This window comes from Streptomyces sp. NPDC127097 (assembly GCF_042724075.1).
Lineage (GTDB): Bacteria > Actinomycetota > Actinomycetes > Streptomycetales > Streptomycetaceae > Streptomyces.
Genome location: NZ_JBHXFI010000009.1, coordinates 5,569 through 20,003, shown reverse-complemented (window position 1 = coordinate 20,003; position 14,435 = coordinate 5,569). Strand labels below are relative to the sequence as shown.

Sequence of the window (14,435 nt, the reverse complement as noted above, 5' to 3'; positions counted from 1 at the left end):
ACATGAAAGCCGGTGACATGAAAGCCGGTGACGAGCTCCCCGCCCTCACCATCCCCCTCACCCGCACCCTGATCGTCGCCGGCGCCCTCGCCTCCCGTGACTACCAGGACGTGCACCATGACCCCGAGGCAGCCCGTGCGAAGGGCTCCCCGGAGATCTTCATGAACATCCTCACCACCAACGGGCTCGTCGGCCGCTACATCACCGACCACTTCGGCCCCCGCTGCACCCTGCGCAAGGTCGCCATCCGCCTGGGCGCCCCCAACTACCCGGGAGACACCATGGTGTTGCGCGGCACGATCACGGAGGTGACGGACGACGCGGCGGTGGTACGGGTCATCGGCGCGAACGGCATCGGCCACCACGTCACCGGCACGGTCACCGTGGGCCTCCCGGACGGGATCCAGGAAGGGACCCCCGAAGGGTCTCCCGGACGCATCCCGGAAGGGATCCCCGAAGGGGCCCCCGAAAGCACCCCGGAGGCCACCCCATGAGCCTCCTCCGCCCCGACTCCCTAGGTGGCCGGGCCGCCATCGCCGGCATCGGTGCGACCGAGTTCTCCAAGGACTCCGGCCGCAGCGAGCTGCAACTGGCCGTCGAGGCGGTACGCGCCGCCCTCGACGACGCCGGGCTGACCCCCGCGGACGTCGACGGGCTGGTCACCTTCACCATGGACACCAACCCCGAGATCACCGTCGCCCAGGCGGCCGGTATCGGCGAGCTCTCGTTCTTCTCCCGGGTCCACTACGGGGGCGGCGCGGCCTGCGCCACCGTCCAGCAGGCGGCCCTCGCGGTCGCCACCGGAATCGCCGAAGTCGTCGTCTGCTACCGGGCGTTCAACGAGCGCTCCGGCCGCCGCTTCGGCTCCGGCGTGCAGCAGCGGGAGCCGTCCGCCGAGGGCGCGGCGCTCGGCTGGAACCTCCCCTTCGGCCTGCTCACCCCCGCCTCCTGGGTCGCCATGGCCGCCCAGCGCTACCTCCACACCTACGGGCTGACCCCGGACGCCTTCGGCCCGGTCGCGGTCACCGACCGCCGCCACGCCGCCCGCAATCCGGCCGCCTACTTCTACGGGAAGCCCATCACCCTCGCCGACCACGCCGCCGCCCGCTGGATCGTCGAGCCACTACGGCTGCTGGACTGCTGCCAGGAGACGGACGGCGCCCAGGCGATCGTGGTGACCTCGCCCGAGCGGGCCCGCACGCTGCCGCACCCGCCGGCGCTGATCACGGCCGCGGCACAGGGCGCAGGCCGCGCCCAGGAGCAGATGACCAGCTTCTACCGCGACGATCTGACCGGCCTCCCCGAGATGACCGTGGTCGCCCGCCAGCTCTGGCGGACCGCCGGCCTCACCCCCGCCGATATCGACGTCGCGATCCTCTACGACCACTTCACCCCGTTCGTGCTGATGCAGCTGGAGGAGTTCGGCTTCTGTGCGCCCGGCGAAGCCTCGGACTTCGTCGCCGCGGGCGTCCTCCCCCTGAACACCCACGGCGGTCAGCTCGGCGAGGCATACCTGCACGGGATGAACGGGATCGCCGAGGCCGTCCGCCAGCTCCGCGGCACCTCCGTCAACCAGGCGGGCACCCCCGCGCATGTACTGGTCACCGCGGGCACGGGCGTGCCGACCTCGGGGCTGGTCCTCGGCGCGGACGGCTGACGGGGCGGCCGCGAGCCGAATCCGCGGCCACAGGTCTGACGGGTACGACCTGCCTGTCCCCCTAGAGGAGGTGGGGTGGGTACTACCCGTACAACTTCAGGGGGATAGCGCTTCGGCACCTGGGGGCGATCCGTCCACCCCACCCGCGCTCCTAGCGTGGTGCCCATGACCACGCCAGTGTGCACCAGCGCTTCGACCGCCGCTGTGTTCCCGACGTTCTCGTCCTATGTACGGGCCCGGGGGCCGGTCCTGCTGCGCGCCGCGCGGTCGATGTCTCCCAACCCGAACGACGCCGAGGACCTCCTCCAGACGGCGCTGACCAAGACCTATGTGGCCTGGGACCGGATCGAGGACCACCGCGCCCTGGACGGCTACGTCCGCCGCGCGCTGATCAACACCCGTACCTCCCAGTGGCGCAAGCGCAAGGTCGAGGAATTCGCCGTCGACGAGCTCCCGGAGCCCGAGCCGATGCCGGCCCCCGACCCGGCCGAACTCCAGGGCCTGCGCGACGCGATGTGGCGCGCGGTGATGCGACTGCCCGCCCGTCAGCGGGCCATGGTCGTCCTCAGGTATTACGAGGACCTCAGCGAGGCCCAGACCGCCGAGGTCATGGAGGTCTCCATCGGCACGGTCAAGAGCGCCGTCTCCCGCGCCCTGGCCAAACTCCGGGAAGACCCTGAGCTGGCGATGCTGTCGTCCTGATCCGGACGCCGGGGCGCCCCCGTACGGGCACACTCGGCACATGCACCCGCTGCCCCCGACGCACCCACTGCACCCGACGCACCCGCTGCGCCCACCGGCCTCGGAGCCGACTCCGCCTCCGAAGCCCGAGCAGGCCCGTTGACCTCGCATCCGGACCCCGACGAAGCCATCGCCGGTCTGCTGGACGAGATCGCCGGGCAGCTCGGCCACCCCGTCCCCGCCCACCTGCAAGCCGCCCTGCGCGCCGTATCCCGCCACCTCTTTCTGCCGCCCACCCTGTGGCTGCGTGACGGGAACGGCGGCCACGAGCCGTGCGACCGGGAGAGCGAACCCGACCGCTGGTGGCGCGCGGCCTACCGCGACGCCCCTCTCGTCACCCAGTTCACAAAGGGTGGGCAGCAGCCGCACGTGGTGTGCGCGGACGGCGCGGGCGGCTGGCCGCCGAACGCCCCCTACGACCGGATCATCGCCACCTGCTCCGTCCGCACCGTGCCGCTCCCATGGCTGGAGCAGACCGTGACCGGCGGTCTCCTCGTCATCCCGTGGGACACCCCCTGGTGCAACTTCGGGACGCTGATCGCCACGAAGCAGGCGGACGGGACCGCCGAGGGTGTGCTCGCCCCCTACGGTGCGTTCATGCTGATGCGAGCCCAGCGGGTCGAGGTGGAGCTGCATCGCGACGTGCTGCGCGAGGGCCAGAAACCCGATCGGTCCGTCACGGAGCTGTCCCCCTGGTCGGTTGCCGGGACGGACCTCGCTGCGCAGCTGCACATCGGCCTCCGGGTGCCGGGGACATGGCATGCGTGGGACACCGAGGGGGAAGCGGCGCATACGCGGCTGTGGCTGGCCGATGACGAGGCGACGAGCTGGGCCAGTGTCGACTACGACGGCCGGCAGCTGTCGGCGTTCGCGGTCGCGCAGTACGGCCCCAGGAGGCTGTGGGACGAGGTGGCCCGTGCGTACGAGGGGTACGTGGCCGCCGGCCGCCCGGGAGTGCCACGGCACCGGTTGCGGATTTCCCCCGACGGCGCGGGGACCCGCCATCAGGTGACCCTGAGCTGAGGGCCGGCCGACGGCGCCCCCGGCCCGACGCCCAGAACACGGCAGAAGCACCGGAGCCCCGCGACCAGCGCTGGTCGCGGGGCTCCGCGGTGTCAACGCCGGAGGCGAGCCGCTCGGTCAGGGGAGCCGCTCGGTCAGGCGGGCCGCTCCGTCAGGGGAGCCGTGGCGCGGCCGCGTAGCGCCCCGGTGTCGTGCCCACGTGACGGGTGAAGTGCCGGTGGAGATGGGCTTGATCGTGGAAGCCCACGGCCGACGCGACGTCCGCCGGGCGTCGGCCGTCGAGCAGGAAGCCCCGGGCCCGTTCGATGCGCCTGCCGGTCAGGTAGGCGTGCGGCGGCAGCCCGTAGGTCTGCTTGAAGCAGCGGATCAGGTGGGTGGGGTGGGCGTGCAGGAGCCCGGCGGCCTCCTCCAGCGACATACCGCTCGCCAGCCGGGAGTCCAGCAGCTCGCGCAGCGCGGCGGCCAGCCGGTTCGCTTCCCGGCCCGGTGTACGCGGCGGCCGCAGCGCGTCCAGATGCCCGTGCAGCCGCTCCCGGATGAAGGCCAGCCGCGACTCCGCCTCGAACCCGTCGCCCGGGTGCCCGAGGGCCGTGTGCAGCTGGTGGATGCGATGGCGCAGCAGATCGTCGCCGAAGACCGGGCCGTCCACCGCCCGGCCGGTCAGTTCCTCCGGGAGCACGCTCGTGTCCAGGTAGAGCACCCGCTTGCGGAAGCCGTTCGCGGTGACCGTCCTGCCGTCGTGGGAGACACCGGGCGGCAGGAGTACGACCGTGCCGGACCCGGCCGCGCCATGCCGGTGACGGTCGCAGGCGAAGTCGACCGCCCCGTCGTTGAGGATCATCAGGGCCCAGGTGTCATGGGTGTGGGACGGATACGCGTGCTCCGTGAAGTGCGCGTGGAAGACCTCGGCGATTCCTGGCACGGACGGGCGCCAGGCGCTGACCGTCGTACGGGGCGGGCCGGCTGTCATGCCAGGAACGTACAAGACCGCCGGATTCCGGTCACGGCAGTCTCAAGGCATGAACCAGCAGCCCGTGCCCGTGAATCTCGCCGACAAGCTCGCGCAGTTCAGCGATCTGTGGTCGCAGAAGAAGATCGCCCAGCTCAACGACTACGAGATCAAGCTCGCCAAGCTGAAGGGCGAGTTCGTCTGGCACCAGCACGACGAGACCGATGAGTTGATCATGGTCGTCAGCGGCCGGCTCACCCTCCAGCTCAGGGACGGCGAGGTGGTGCTCGGGCCCGGCGAGCTGTTCGTCGTCCCGCAGGGCGTCGAACACTGCCCGGTGGCGGACGAGGAGACCGCCATCCTGCTCTTCGAGCCGGTGGGCACGGCCAACACGGGCGACGCGGGAGGGCCGCGGACCAAGGCCCCCGAAGCGCTGGCCTGACGGCCCCGTGCCGCCCGGCACGCCCCGAATTTCAGTGGCGAGCGCGATCCCTCACCCACGACCATCGACACATGACCGACCAACCCGAGCGCTGGACCAAGGCAACCGTCTACCCCGACATGTGGGTCGACCCCAACGACGATCCCCGCGACAACGAGGGCCCTGGACCGGAAGGCGAGCTGGCCACGCTCCAGGACTTCCTGTCGGGATACCGCATGACCCTGCGGATGAAGTGCGAGGGCCTGGACGCGGAGCAGTTGGCCCGTCGCACGGTTCCGCCGTCGACGATGTCGCTGCTCGGCCTGATCCGCCACCTCGCCGAGGCGGAACGGGACTGGCGCAACTGGTTCACCGACGGCGACCCGCTGCCGAAGCTGTACGGCGTGCGCGACGCGGACTTCGACGGAGCCGTCGGCGAGCAGGCCGTGGTCGACGCCTCGTACGCCGATCTGGAGCGCGAGCAGGCCGCGACCGACGCCGCGCTCGCCGAGTACCCGGACCTGGGCGCGCGCATCGCCAAGGACAACATCGCGATCCGGGAGCTGATGGTGCACCGGATCGAGGAGTACGCCCGCCACTGCGGCCACGCCGACCTGCTGCGCGAGTGCCTCGACGGGCGGGTGGGCCAGTAGCGAGGGCCCGTCTCTACCCGCCGGCAGCGGCGTACGCGACGAAGTCGGCCCAGGCGGAGGGCTGGAGGTGCAGCTGCGGCCCGTCGGGGTTCTTGGAGTCGCGGATGTGGATGGTGGAGGGGGTGGGGGCGACCTCGATGCAGTCGTTGTTGTCGCTGCCGCTGTAGCTGCTCTTGGTCCACACCAGCACGGAACCGGAACCGCCAGAGGGCCTCAGTGTCATGTCTCTCCCCGCAGTTTCTCGATGAAGGCCAGCGACTCTCGTGGAGTGAGGGCCTGGGATCGGATGATTCCATACCGCAGTTCGAGGACCTGCACCTCTTTTGGCTGCACCACCAGACGGCTGGTGAGTTGTGCTTCCGAGTACCCCACGGTCGAACCGTCCCTGAGCTTCAACAGCTGCACCTGTCCGCTCATTCCGGCGTGATCCTCGCGCTCCGTCGGCATCACCTGGATCTCGACGTGCCTCAACTGCCCAAGCTGTAAAAGGTGTTCGAGCTGCCGCCGAAGTACCGGCTTGCCTCCGATGGGCCGCCTCAGTGTGACCTCTTCTTGGACGAATGTCAGCGTGGTGAGCGGCTTTCGGCCGAAGATCTCCTGCCGCGCCATGCGTGCCGCAAGATGGCGTTCAAGGTCGTCCTCGGCGAGCGTGGGGCGTCGCATGTCGTACAGCGCGTGTGCGTACTCCTTCGTCTGCAACAGCCCGTGGATGTTGTGGTTGCCGTACGCGCCGAGCTCGACCGCCTTTGCCTCCAACTCCTCCAGATCCCGAACCTTCTTCGGGTACCGGGCCCGCTCCACGTCCTTCTTCATCGCGGCGATCTTCCCGCCCGCGCCCAGCAGCTCATCGGCCTTGTCGAGAAGCTCGGGGCGAGGGATACGCACGCCGCGCTCGATCTTGTAGATCAGGTTTTCCCCGTACCCGAGGGCCTTCCCGAACTCGGCGGGCCGTAGCCCGGCGGCCTCCCGCCACAGTTTGAGCTGTCGCCCGACCGCCTCGACGACGGCCCGCGTCTCGTCTTCCGGGTCGGGCTCCCAGCCCGCCTCGTCCGTGTCGTCAATGCTCATCCACTCCACCTCCTGGACCGCAGGGGACGCCTCTGGACAGCCAGGGACAGTCACCGTACGTATCGGTGCAATCACTTTTCAGCGTAGGTGCGCGAGACCACGCTGAGTGACATGAATCAGGAATTCGCCTCGTACAAGCTCCAGTTCAGGGTCCAGCTGTCCGCCACCCGCCGGGACGCTCGGCTGGCGCGGCTCCTAGCGACGGAGGAGCTGCGCTCCTGGGGGCTGTCGTTCGAGGACCCGGCCCATGTGATCGCCGAGCTGGCCACGAACGCCGCCACGCACGGGCGCGTACCGGGCCGGGACTTCCGGCTCGCCGTGCTGTCTGACGCGGACACGCTCCGTATCGAGGTGACGGATCCGCGCGGCGACCGGCTTCCGGCCCGGTACGTGCCGGGCGTACGGGACTCCGGGCACGGCCTGCTGGTCGTCGAGACGCTCGCCGACCGCTGGGGGACCACGCCGGGGCCGGTCCCCTGCAAAACGGTCTGGGCGGAATTCGATCTGCCGTTGTGGGGCCGATGAGGCGGCCGGCCGCCCGTCAACCGGCGGCCGGGAAACCGGACTTCGGTGTGCCGAGCGCCGGGGGCCCGGCCCGTAAAAGAACCCATAACCCCAGGTACAGAAACCGAACCCACCCGGCCCGACCCGGCTCGCGGCACCCGCCGTCACTCGCTTGGGTGATCCACGACCGGAAGACTCGCTTCCGCTGCCTCCGCCCATGCACCCTCGGCAGCAACACCCCCGAAAACCCGCACACATGCGACGGCCCCCGGCCGGGACTGGCATCCCGATCGAGGGCCTGACCACCGAGGAAGAAGAGCCTTCCCGTGGCTGAAGAGAAGCCTAATGCGCCTGCGCGCGCTCAGTACGCGATTCGCCGATCGCCGTCGCCCCGCCCGGCCGGTGTCCACCAGGTCACCGAGTTCCAGGACCCCGGCTACACGATCGTCGGCAATCACCTCACCCAGCACCGTTCGCTGTCGGGCCTGGCGATCGGGCTCGCCGCGTACATCCAGTCGCTGCCCGAGGGCGCGCCGGTCGACATCCGTACGCTGGCCAGGCGCTTCCCCGAGGGGCGGGACCGGATCGCCGTCGCCTTACGGGAGTTGGAGGCGTACGGCTACCTCGAACGGGTCCGGCAGCGCACCGACGACGGGCGGATGGTCACCCGCACGATCTCGTACAACAACCCGGAGGCCACCCGCGCCCGCCGCGCCCGCGAGGCCGCCGAACAGGCCAAACGCCGCACCGCCACCGAACCGGTCCCGGCCGCCCCGACGGACACCTCCCACACACCCGCTCCGACCGCCGAGCCGCCCCGCGCACGAACCGAGGCTCCCCATGTACGGGACCAACCTCCCCGCGTACGAACCGAGCCGCCCCGCGCACGAACCGAGCCGCCCCGCGCACGAACCGAACCCGCACCGCCACCACCCGAGCCCCGCACCCGCGCCCACCACCCCCCGGCCGCCGCCCTCCTGGCGAACCTCCGCCGCGACGACCCCCGCCTCCTGCTCTCCGTACGGGACATCCACCGCCTCACCCCTCCCCTCGCCGCCTGGCTGGAACGGGGGGCCACCCCGGAGGCCGTACGCAGCGCCCTCACGACCGGCCTCCCGGACACCCTCCGCCACCCGGCGGCCCTGCTCGCCCACCGCCTCACGGAGCTGCTCCCGCCGCCCCTCCCGGCAGCCTCACCGGCCGCCCCCGCCCGCGACCGCCCGTCCCCGCTCCAGACCTGCGACGGCTGCGAGCGCGCCTTCCGCGCTCCCGCCCCGGGGCGCTGCCGCGACTGCCGCCACCGGCCAACCGCAGCGCAGCGCCTCCCTACTGGACCCGGATGACCGGCTCGTGGCGGATGGGGAAGTTCACCGAGCGGGCGATGAAGCACAGCGCATGCACCTCGCCGTGCAGGGCGCGGGCCGTGTCCACCATCGATGCCTCGGCAATGGTCACCTCGGGGCGCAGTACGACCTCCGTGATCTGGCCACCACCGCCGCTCGCGTCCATGGTCATGACTCCGTGCGCGCGGTCCTCGTAGTCGACGACGGTCACTCCGCCGACAGCGCAGAGGTGGAGGTACCAGAGCATGTGGCACTGGCCGACCGAGGCCACGAGCAGTTCCTCGGGATTCCAGCGGGACGGGTCGCCGCGGAAGGCGGGGTCGGAGGAGGCCGCGATGGGCGGCTTTCCCGTCGCCAGGACTTCATGGGCGCGGCTGAAGGAGCGGTAAGTGTCCGTGCCTGAGCCGAGGTTGCCGGTCCATTCGATGGCTACGTCGTAGGTGTGCGTCTCCGTCATGCGGCCAGGGTAGGGAGAGCGAACGCCCGTGCGAAGGTCCTTCGGGGTGCTGAAGACTGCGGGCATGGAATTCTTCTGCTATCACCGCGACCGGTCCGACTCCCTGGCGCTGCGTGAGGAGCTGCTGGAAGAGCACTGGTCCTATATGGACGGGTACGGGGCGGAGATGATCGCCCGCGGCCCGACCATGGCCGGGGACGGTGAGACGCCCACCGGCAGTGTGCACATCGTCGACCTGCCGGATGCGGCCGCCGCCCGCGCGTTCGCCTTCGGCGAGCCCGGCTATCAAGCGGGTGTGTACCGCGAGGTGATGCTGCGGCGGTGGCGCAACACTTTGGGGCGCACCATGTGGGACTTCCCTGGTGGTGCGAGCGGCGGCAACCGGTATCTGGTGCTCGGCCTCGGCGCCGGGGCGGACGGTGACCTCGATGTGCCGCCCGGGCGGGACGAGTTGATCGCGTACGGGCCGCTGCTGTCCGACGACGGGGCCATCTGGCTGGGTACGGCGGCGCTGGTCCGGGCGCCGGACGCGGACGCGGCACGTGCCGTTCTGAGCCCGGAACGGTACGCCGAAATCGAGGTGCACAGGTGGCAGTTCGGCGGACGGTCGTAAGGGGCCGGGGCCGGGGCCGGGGCCGCGGCTCGGGCCGCCGCGGTCCCGAGGCCCCGGGCCGCCGCGGCCGCAACTCCCCCGCGTCCACAGATATTTGGACATTGCGTATCAGTCGACCGAAAAATGAACATCGATTGCCACGTGCGAGTTTCACAAAATCGTCAACCTCAAGATCGGCTCAACAGGGTTTCCCCGAGTGCATATCGGCAACTACGTTTGTGAGTGGCAAAGAGAGCGCGGTATCTGACCCATGCCGCGCCGCATAAGAACGTTGAATCGGGGAAATTCAATGAAGAGCCTTGTCTCGGGTGCGATGTCCGCCGTCATGGTGGGAGGTATCGTCCTCGCCAGTGGCGCCGGTGTGGCCCACGCCGAGTCGAACCCGCGGCCCGAGGTTCAGTCGAGCATGGTGAACCCCATCGAAGAAGCCCGTTCGATGTGCACCATGTCCAAGAGCAAGGACGACTGCGCCTACCTCATGAACCACACCAAGATGCAGAAGATGGTGAAGAACTGCCTGATCAAGGGGGCGATCGGCGGAGCCGGCGCGCTGGTCGTCGGCCGCTACGTCAGCAAGGACGTGGCCTCGGACATCGCGAAGAAGACCGTGGTCGCCGGAGCCACCGGCTGCCTCGCTTCGCTCTCCTGACGGTTTAGGGAATTCTGATGGCCAAGATCGTATTCACTCTTCTCTGGGCCGGTGTGGTCGTCGCGGCGAACAGCGTGCTCGATGACATCACCTGGGCTCAGTATCTGGCGATATTCGTCCTCGGGGGAATATACGCCTTTACTGTCAACAAGATTCCGGGGATCCGGGGCAAGAGCGCCCAAGAAGGTCCGGGAGCGTAGCGTTCTTGGCGTTACAGGTTGTGTCGGCGGTGTCCACCGGGCGCCGCCGATACGGCTGTGCGGCACGGGGGTTCAGGTGCCCGGCTCACGGGTTCAGGTACCCCGGCTCACCAGGAGCCTGCCCACCGCCTGTTCCAATTCCGCGATGCGGTCGGCCAGCCGTTCCTTGTCGGTGCCCTGGGCATCGCGCAGGAGGAGTTCCACCTCGGCGAGCTGGCCGGCGATGTCCGCCAGCCGGGAGGCGTCGCCGGCCCCGGGGGAAACGGGCGGCGCCGGCTCGGAATGCGCCCGGAATTCCTGGGCTTCGGGGGGTGTGGCGGGGGCGGTGACCGGGGGCGCGGCGGGCTGTCCGGGGGCTCCGGCCTCCCCGGCTCCGCCGGCCGGTGCGCTCTCGCCGCGGGGCTGTTCGTCCGAGGTCAGCAGGCGTTTCAACTGCTCGGCCTGGGCGGCCAGCTGGCGGTTCTTGCGGTGCAGGTCCAGGAAGACGTTCACCTTGGTGCGCAGCAACCAGGGGTCGAAGGGCTTGATGAGGAAGTCGGCGGCACCGACCGTGTACCCGCGGTAGGCGTAGTTCGGGTCGACCGAGGCGCCGGTGAGGAGAATGATCGGGACGTCCTTGGTCTGGTCGAGGCCCTTGATGTTGGCGGCGGTCTCGAAACCGTTCATGCCCGGCATCATCACGTCGATGAGCACCACCGCGAATTCCTCGCGGAGCATGGCCTTGAGGGCCTCTTCGCCGGATCGCGCACGGACCACCTTCTGGGTGAGCGAGCTCAGAACGGCCTCCAGCGCGACGAGGTTCTCCTCCATGTCGTCGACGATGAGGATGCTGGGTGAGGTGTCGGGTGTGGTCGTCATGATTCCTGCCCCTGCCCTTGCCCCGTAGTTCCCGTAGTTCCCGTCGTTCCCTGGTCGTCCTGGCCGATGTCACCGCTGCCTTCGGCGGCAAGGGGGACATCGGGGTGCGCGGGCTCGGGGTGCGGCGACGGATCGCCGTGCTCCGGGTCGAGAAGGCGGCAGATCACGGACAGCAGCCGGTCCACATCGACCGGTTTGGGGATGTAGTCGTTGGCCCCGCTCTCGATCGCCTTTTCCCGGTCGCCGGGCATGGCCTTCGCGGTGAGGGCGATCACCGGCAGATCGGCGAATCGAGGCGCGTGCCGGATCGCCTTGATCATCTCGTAACCGTCCATCTCGGGCATCATGATGTCCATCAGCACCAGTGAGACATCCGGTGTCCGGTCGAGGACTTCCAGGCCCTCGCGGCCGTTTTCCGCGTACTTCACGCTGATACCGACCCGGCCCAATACGTGCGTGAGCGCGAAGACATTGCGGATGTCGTCGTCGACGATCAGGATCCGGCGCCTGGCCAGCACCTGGCCGGCGCGTCCGCTGAGCCAGTCCTTGAGGCGGGTGGTCTCGGGCCAGGTGACGGCGCCGCCGTCGGGGGAGTGGCCGCCCGCGGGGGAGGTCAGCTCCTGGTCCGCCGGGGTGGGGAAGAGGTCACCGGCCGGTGCGGCCCGCTGCGGTTCGGGCTCGGCCGTGAGCTGCTCGGCCAGGACGGGGCCGGACTGGGCGGTGCTGTCCGCGGGGCGGGTGGCGGCGGTGGGGCTCGGGGCGGGGAACGGGCCCGTATAGCGCGCGGGCACGTACAGGGTGAAGGTGGAGCCGACGTCCGGCTCGCTCTCGGCGATGATCCGGCCGCCGAGCAGGGCGGCCATGTCGCGGCTGATGGACAGGCCGAGGCCGGTGCCGCCGTATTTGCGGTTGGTGGTGCCGTCGGACTGCTGGAACGCCTCGAAGATGCCGTCGAGTTTCTCCGGCGAGATGCCGATCCCGGTGTCCTTGACGGAGAGCGCGATGACATCGTCTGCGGTCCGCAGGGACTCCTCCTCGAAATCCGTGCCCGGAACACGCTGGACGATGAGTTCCACGCCGCCGGAGGAGGTGAACTTCACCGCGTTGGACAGCAGATTGCGCAGGATCTGCTGGAGGCGCTGTTCGTCGGAGAACAGCTCCTTGGGGACGTTCTCGCCGACCGTGACGTCGAAGCTGAGACCGCGGTCGACGGTGAGCGGCCGGAAGGTGGCGCGGACGTAGTCGAGGAGTTTGATCAGCGGCAGCGTCTTGGGGTGCACATCCATCCGGCCGGCCTCGATCTTCGACAGATCGAGGATGTCGTTGATGAGCTGGAGCAGGTCGGAGCCCGCGCGGTGGATGGTGACGGCGAACTCCACCTCCTGCGGGGAGAGCCGGCCGTCGGGGTTGTCGGCGAGCAGCCGGGAGAGCACCAGCAGGGAATTCAGCGGGGTGCGCAGCTCGTGCGACATATTCGCCAGGAATTCCGACTTGTACTGGGAAGAGGTCGCGAGCAGGGCCGCCTTCTCCTCCAACTCGGCGTTCGTCAGCTGGAGTTCGTCGGAGCGCTGGCGGAGTTCGGCGGTCAGCCGCTGGGATTCCGAAAGCAGGGATTCGGTACGGGAGTTGGCGATGATGGTGTTGATCGAGACGCCGATGGTGTTCACGAACTGGTCGATGAAGGCGAGGTGGACCTCGCTGAACCGGCTGAACGAGGCCAGCTCGATGACGCCGAGCACCTGGTCCTCGAAGAGGACGGGCAGGATGACGATGCTGGCCGGGGCCGAGGCGCCGAGTCCGGAGCTGATGGTGATGTAGTCCGGCGGGACGGCCTCGACGACGATGCGCTTCTTCTCCATGGCGGCCTGGGTGATCAGGCCCCAGCCGGGGGTGCCCAGCCGCAGCCGAGGCAGCGAACGGCGGCCCTCGGGCTGGCCGGTGCCGTACCCGGCGATCAGCTCCAGGCCCTCGCCGGGCTCGGCGCCCGCCTCGGCCAGGAAGAACGCGCCGAACTGCGCGTTCACCAGCGGGGTCAGCTCGCGCAGGATCAGGTCCGCGACCTCGACCAGGTCGCGGTGGCCCTGCATCAGGCTGGCGATACGGGCCAGGTTGGACTCCAGCCAGTCCTTGGCGCGGGTGGTCTCGCGGAGGTTGGCGACCATCAGGTTGATGTTGTTCTTCAGGGCGGCGACCTCGCCCTGGGCGTCGACGGTGATCGAGCCGGACATATCGCCCTGGGTGACCGCGCTGGCCACCTCGGCGATCGCCCGGACCTGCGTGGTCAGATTCAGCGCCAGCTCATTGACGCTGGTGGTCAGCCGCTTCCAGGTGCCGTAGACGCCCTCGACCCGGGCCTGGCCGCCCAGCTGGCCCTCACTGCCGACCTCGCGGGCCACCCGGGTCACCTCGGACGAGAACGAGGACAGGGTGTCGACCATCGTGTTGATCGTCGTCTTCAGCTCCAGGATCTCGCCGCGGGCGTCCACGTCGATCTTCTTGGACAGGTCGCCCTTGGCGACGGCGGTGGCGACCTGGGCGATGTTGCGGACCTGGGAGGTCAGGTTGTCCGCCATGAAGTTGACGTTGTCGGTGAGGTTCTTCCAGACGCCGGAGACGCCGTGGACCTGCGCCCGGCCGCCCAGCCGGCCCTCGGTGCCGACCTCGCGGGCGACCCGGGTGACCTCGTCCGCGAAGGCCCGCAGCTGCTGGACCATCGTGTTGACGGTGTCCTTCAGCTCCAGGACCTCGCCGCGGGCGTCCACATCGATCTTCTTGGACAGGTCGCCGTTGGCCACGGCCGTGGTCACCTGGGCGATGTTGCGGACCTGGGACGTCAGGTTGAGCGCCATGAAGTTGACGCTCTCGGTGAGGTCTTTCCAGACCCCGGAGACGCCTCTGACCTGCGCCTGACCGCCCAGGTTGCCTTCCGTGCCGACCTCGCGGGCGACGCGGGTGACCTCGTCGGCGAAGGCGGAGAGCTGGTCGACCATGGTGTTGATCGTCGACTTCAGCTCCAGGATCTCGCCCTTGGCCTCGACGGTGATCGTCTTGCCGAGGTCGCCCTCCGCGACGGCGGTGGCGACCAGGGCGATGTTGCGGACCTGGGACGTCAGGTTGTCCGCCATGAAGTTGACGCTCTCGGTGAGGTCTTTCCAGACGCCGGATACGCCCCTGACCTGCGCCCGGCCGCCCAGCTGGCCGTCGGTGCCGACCTCGCGGGCGACGCGGGTGACCTCGTCGGCGAAGGCGGAGAGCTGGTCGACCATGGTGTTGATCGTCGACTTCAGCTCCAGGATCTC

17 protein-coding genes are annotated in these 14,435 nt (G+C 69.7%); 11 read left to right on the top strand and 6 right to left on the bottom strand.

The genetic code is table 11. From position 1 onward, the window contains the following. Positions 1 to 17: 17 nt before the first annotated feature. From ACFWJW_RS10125 to ACFWJW_RS10110, 4 genes are all read left to right on the top strand, one after another. Complete coding sequence (locus ACFWJW_RS10125; protein ID WP_387237437.1) at positions 18 to 494, top strand: MaoC family dehydratase; 477 nt, start codon at positions 18 to 20, stop codon at positions 492 to 494. Then, complete coding sequence (locus ACFWJW_RS10120) at positions 491 to 1,657, top strand: lipid-transfer protein (protein WP_387237434.1); 1,167 nt, start codon at positions 491 to 493, stop codon at positions 1,655 to 1,657. Before ACFWJW_RS10125 ends, ACFWJW_RS10120 begins: the two co-directional genes overlap by 4 nt. 165 nt (positions 1,658 to 1,822) lie before the next feature. Further along, the gene (locus ACFWJW_RS10115) at positions 1,823 to 2,359 is read left to right on the top strand and encodes a SigE family RNA polymerase sigma factor (RefSeq protein WP_387237431.1); all 537 of its coding nucleotides are present in this window, start codon (positions 1,823 to 1,825) and stop codon (positions 2,357 to 2,359) included. 138 nt (positions 2,360 to 2,497) lie between these two features. Continuing rightward, a complete protein-coding gene (locus ACFWJW_RS10110) occupies positions 2,498 to 3,421 on the top strand; it encodes a methyltransferase (RefSeq protein WP_387237428.1) in 924 nt (307 codons plus the stop codon). 151 nt (positions 3,422 to 3,572) lie between these two features. On the opposite strand, the gene ACFWJW_RS10105 is transcribed toward ACFWJW_RS10110, so the two are convergent. Further along, entirely contained in the window at positions 3,573 to 4,391 is an 819-nt protein-coding gene (locus ACFWJW_RS10105) for an AraC family transcriptional regulator (protein ID WP_387237425.1), read from the bottom strand. A 49-nt stretch (positions 4,392 to 4,440) separates the two neighbouring features. On the opposite strand from ACFWJW_RS10105, the gene ACFWJW_RS10100 reads away from it, so the two are divergent. Continuing rightward, complete coding sequence (locus tag ACFWJW_RS10100) at positions 4,441 to 4,812, top strand: cupin domain-containing protein (RefSeq protein ID WP_387237422.1); 372 nt, start codon at positions 4,441 to 4,443, stop codon at positions 4,810 to 4,812. Positions 4,813 to 4,883: 71 nt separating this feature from the next. Next, positions 4,884 to 5,444, top strand: a complete 561-nt coding sequence (locus ACFWJW_RS10095) for a DinB family protein (RefSeq protein WP_387237419.1) — start codon at positions 4,884 to 4,886, stop codon at positions 5,442 to 5,444. A gap of 13 nt (positions 5,445 to 5,457) precedes the next feature. Here the strand turns inward: ACFWJW_RS10095 and ACFWJW_RS10090 are convergent, their stop codons facing one another. Together ACFWJW_RS10090 and ACFWJW_RS10085 are read right to left on the bottom strand one after the other, a co-directional pair. Next, on the bottom strand, positions 5,458 to 5,667 hold the full coding sequence (locus tag ACFWJW_RS10090; RefSeq protein ID WP_387237416.1) for a DUF397 domain-containing protein: 210 nt from the start codon (positions 5,665 to 5,667) through the stop codon (positions 5,458 to 5,460). Continuing rightward, positions 5,664 to 6,512 carry a helix-turn-helix domain-containing protein gene (locus ACFWJW_RS10085; RefSeq protein WP_387237413.1) on the bottom strand — a complete coding sequence of 283 codons (849 nt, stop codon included), beginning with the start codon at positions 6,510 to 6,512 and terminating at the stop codon, positions 5,664 to 5,666. Before ACFWJW_RS10085 ends, ACFWJW_RS10090 begins: the two co-directional genes overlap by 4 nt. Positions 6,513 to 6,623: 111 nt before the next feature. On the opposite strand from ACFWJW_RS10085, the gene ACFWJW_RS10080 reads away from it, so the two are divergent. Further along, on the top strand, positions 6,624 to 7,037 hold the full coding sequence (locus ACFWJW_RS10080; RefSeq protein ID WP_387237410.1) for an ATP-binding protein: 414 nt from the start codon (positions 6,624 to 6,626) through the stop codon (positions 7,035 to 7,037). Between the two features lie 305 nt (positions 7,038 to 7,342). Next, positions 7,343 to 8,359 (top strand): helix-turn-helix domain-containing protein, encoded by a 1,017-nt coding sequence (locus tag ACFWJW_RS10075; protein ID WP_387237407.1) that lies wholly within the window; start codon positions 7,343 to 7,345, stop codon positions 8,357 to 8,359. Here ACFWJW_RS10075 and ACFWJW_RS10070 read toward each other — a convergent pair. Beyond that, positions 8,343 to 8,816, bottom strand: coding sequence for an OsmC family protein (locus ACFWJW_RS10070; protein ID WP_387237404.1), 474 nt, complete (start codon positions 8,814 to 8,816; stop codon positions 8,343 to 8,345). The two genes, ACFWJW_RS10075 and ACFWJW_RS10070, sit on opposite strands and share 17 nt — an antisense overlap. A 64-nt stretch (positions 8,817 to 8,880) precedes the next feature. Here ACFWJW_RS10070 and ACFWJW_RS10065 point away from each other — a divergent pair, with 64 nt between their 5' ends. The 3 genes from ACFWJW_RS10065 (at position 8,881) to ACFWJW_RS10055 (ending at position 10,278) form a co-directional block, all read left to right on the top strand. Then, positions 8,881 to 9,429, top strand: coding sequence for a YciI family protein (locus tag ACFWJW_RS10065; protein ID WP_387237803.1), 549 nt, complete (start codon positions 8,881 to 8,883; stop codon positions 9,427 to 9,429). 289 nt (positions 9,430 to 9,718) lie between these two features. Continuing rightward, the gene (locus ACFWJW_RS10060) at positions 9,719 to 10,078 is read left to right on the top strand and encodes a hypothetical protein (protein ID WP_387237401.1); all 360 of its coding nucleotides are present in this window, start codon (positions 9,719 to 9,721) and stop codon (positions 10,076 to 10,078) included. A gap of 17 nt (positions 10,079 to 10,095) precedes the next feature. Then, positions 10,096 to 10,278, top strand: coding sequence for a hypothetical protein (locus tag ACFWJW_RS10055; protein WP_387237398.1), 183 nt, complete (start codon positions 10,096 to 10,098; stop codon positions 10,276 to 10,278). Between the two features lie 93 nt (positions 10,279 to 10,371). Here ACFWJW_RS10055 and ACFWJW_RS10050 read toward each other — a convergent pair whose 3' ends face one another. Both ACFWJW_RS10050 and ACFWJW_RS10045 read right to left on the bottom strand, forming a co-directional pair. Next, the gene (locus ACFWJW_RS10050) at positions 10,372 to 11,136 is read right to left on the bottom strand and encodes a two-component system response regulator (RefSeq protein WP_387237395.1); all 765 of its coding nucleotides are present in this window, start codon (positions 11,134 to 11,136) and stop codon (positions 10,372 to 10,374) included. After that, on the bottom strand, positions 11,133 to 14,435 hold a 3,303-nt coding region (locus tag ACFWJW_RS10045), incomplete at its 5' end, for a HAMP domain-containing protein (protein WP_387237392.1). The genes ACFWJW_RS10050 and ACFWJW_RS10045, both read right to left, overlap by 4 nt.

Excerpts from the sequence above, each read along its gene's own strand:
- ACFWJW_RS10125 (WP_387237437.1), top strand. The coding sequence starts at position 18 with ATGAAAGCCGGTGACGAGCTCCCCGCCCTCACCATCCCCCTCACCCGC.
- ACFWJW_RS10120 (WP_387237434.1), top strand. The coding sequence starts at position 491 with ATGAGCCTCCTCCGCCCCGACTCCCTAGGTGGCCGGGCCGCCATCGCC.
- ACFWJW_RS10115 (WP_387237431.1), top strand. The coding sequence starts at position 1,823 with ATGACCACGCCAGTGTGCACCAGCGCTTCGACCGCCGCTGTGTTCCCG.
- ACFWJW_RS10105 (WP_387237425.1), bottom strand. The coding sequence starts at position 4,391 with ATGACAGCCGGCCCGCCCCGTACGACGGTCAGCGCCTGGCGCCCGTCC.
- ACFWJW_RS10100 (WP_387237422.1), top strand. The coding sequence starts at position 4,441 with ATGAACCAGCAGCCCGTGCCCGTGAATCTCGCCGACAAGCTCGCGCAG.
- ACFWJW_RS10095 (WP_387237419.1), top strand. The coding sequence starts at position 4,884 with ATGACCGACCAACCCGAGCGCTGGACCAAGGCAACCGTCTACCCCGAC.
- ACFWJW_RS10090 (WP_387237416.1), bottom strand. The coding sequence starts at position 5,667 with ATGACACTGAGGCCCTCTGGCGGTTCCGGTTCCGTGCTGGTGTGGACC.
- ACFWJW_RS10085 (WP_387237413.1), bottom strand. The coding sequence starts at position 6,512 with ATGAGCATTGACGACACGGACGAGGCGGGCTGGGAGCCCGACCCGGAA.
- ACFWJW_RS10080 (WP_387237410.1), top strand. The coding sequence starts at position 6,624 with ATGAATCAGGAATTCGCCTCGTACAAGCTCCAGTTCAGGGTCCAGCTG.
- ACFWJW_RS10070 (WP_387237404.1), bottom strand. The coding sequence starts at position 8,816 with ATGACGGAGACGCACACCTACGACGTAGCCATCGAATGGACCGGCAAC.
- ACFWJW_RS10065 (WP_387237803.1), top strand. The coding sequence starts at position 8,881 with ATGGAATTCTTCTGCTATCACCGCGACCGGTCCGACTCCCTGGCGCTG.
- ACFWJW_RS10060 (WP_387237401.1), top strand. The coding sequence starts at position 9,719 with ATGAAGAGCCTTGTCTCGGGTGCGATGTCCGCCGTCATGGTGGGAGGT.
- ACFWJW_RS10055 (WP_387237398.1), top strand. The coding sequence starts at position 10,096 with ATGGCCAAGATCGTATTCACTCTTCTCTGGGCCGGTGTGGTCGTCGCG.
- ACFWJW_RS10050 (WP_387237395.1), bottom strand. The coding sequence starts at position 11,136 with ATGACGACCACACCCGACACCTCACCCAGCATCCTCATCGTCGACGAC.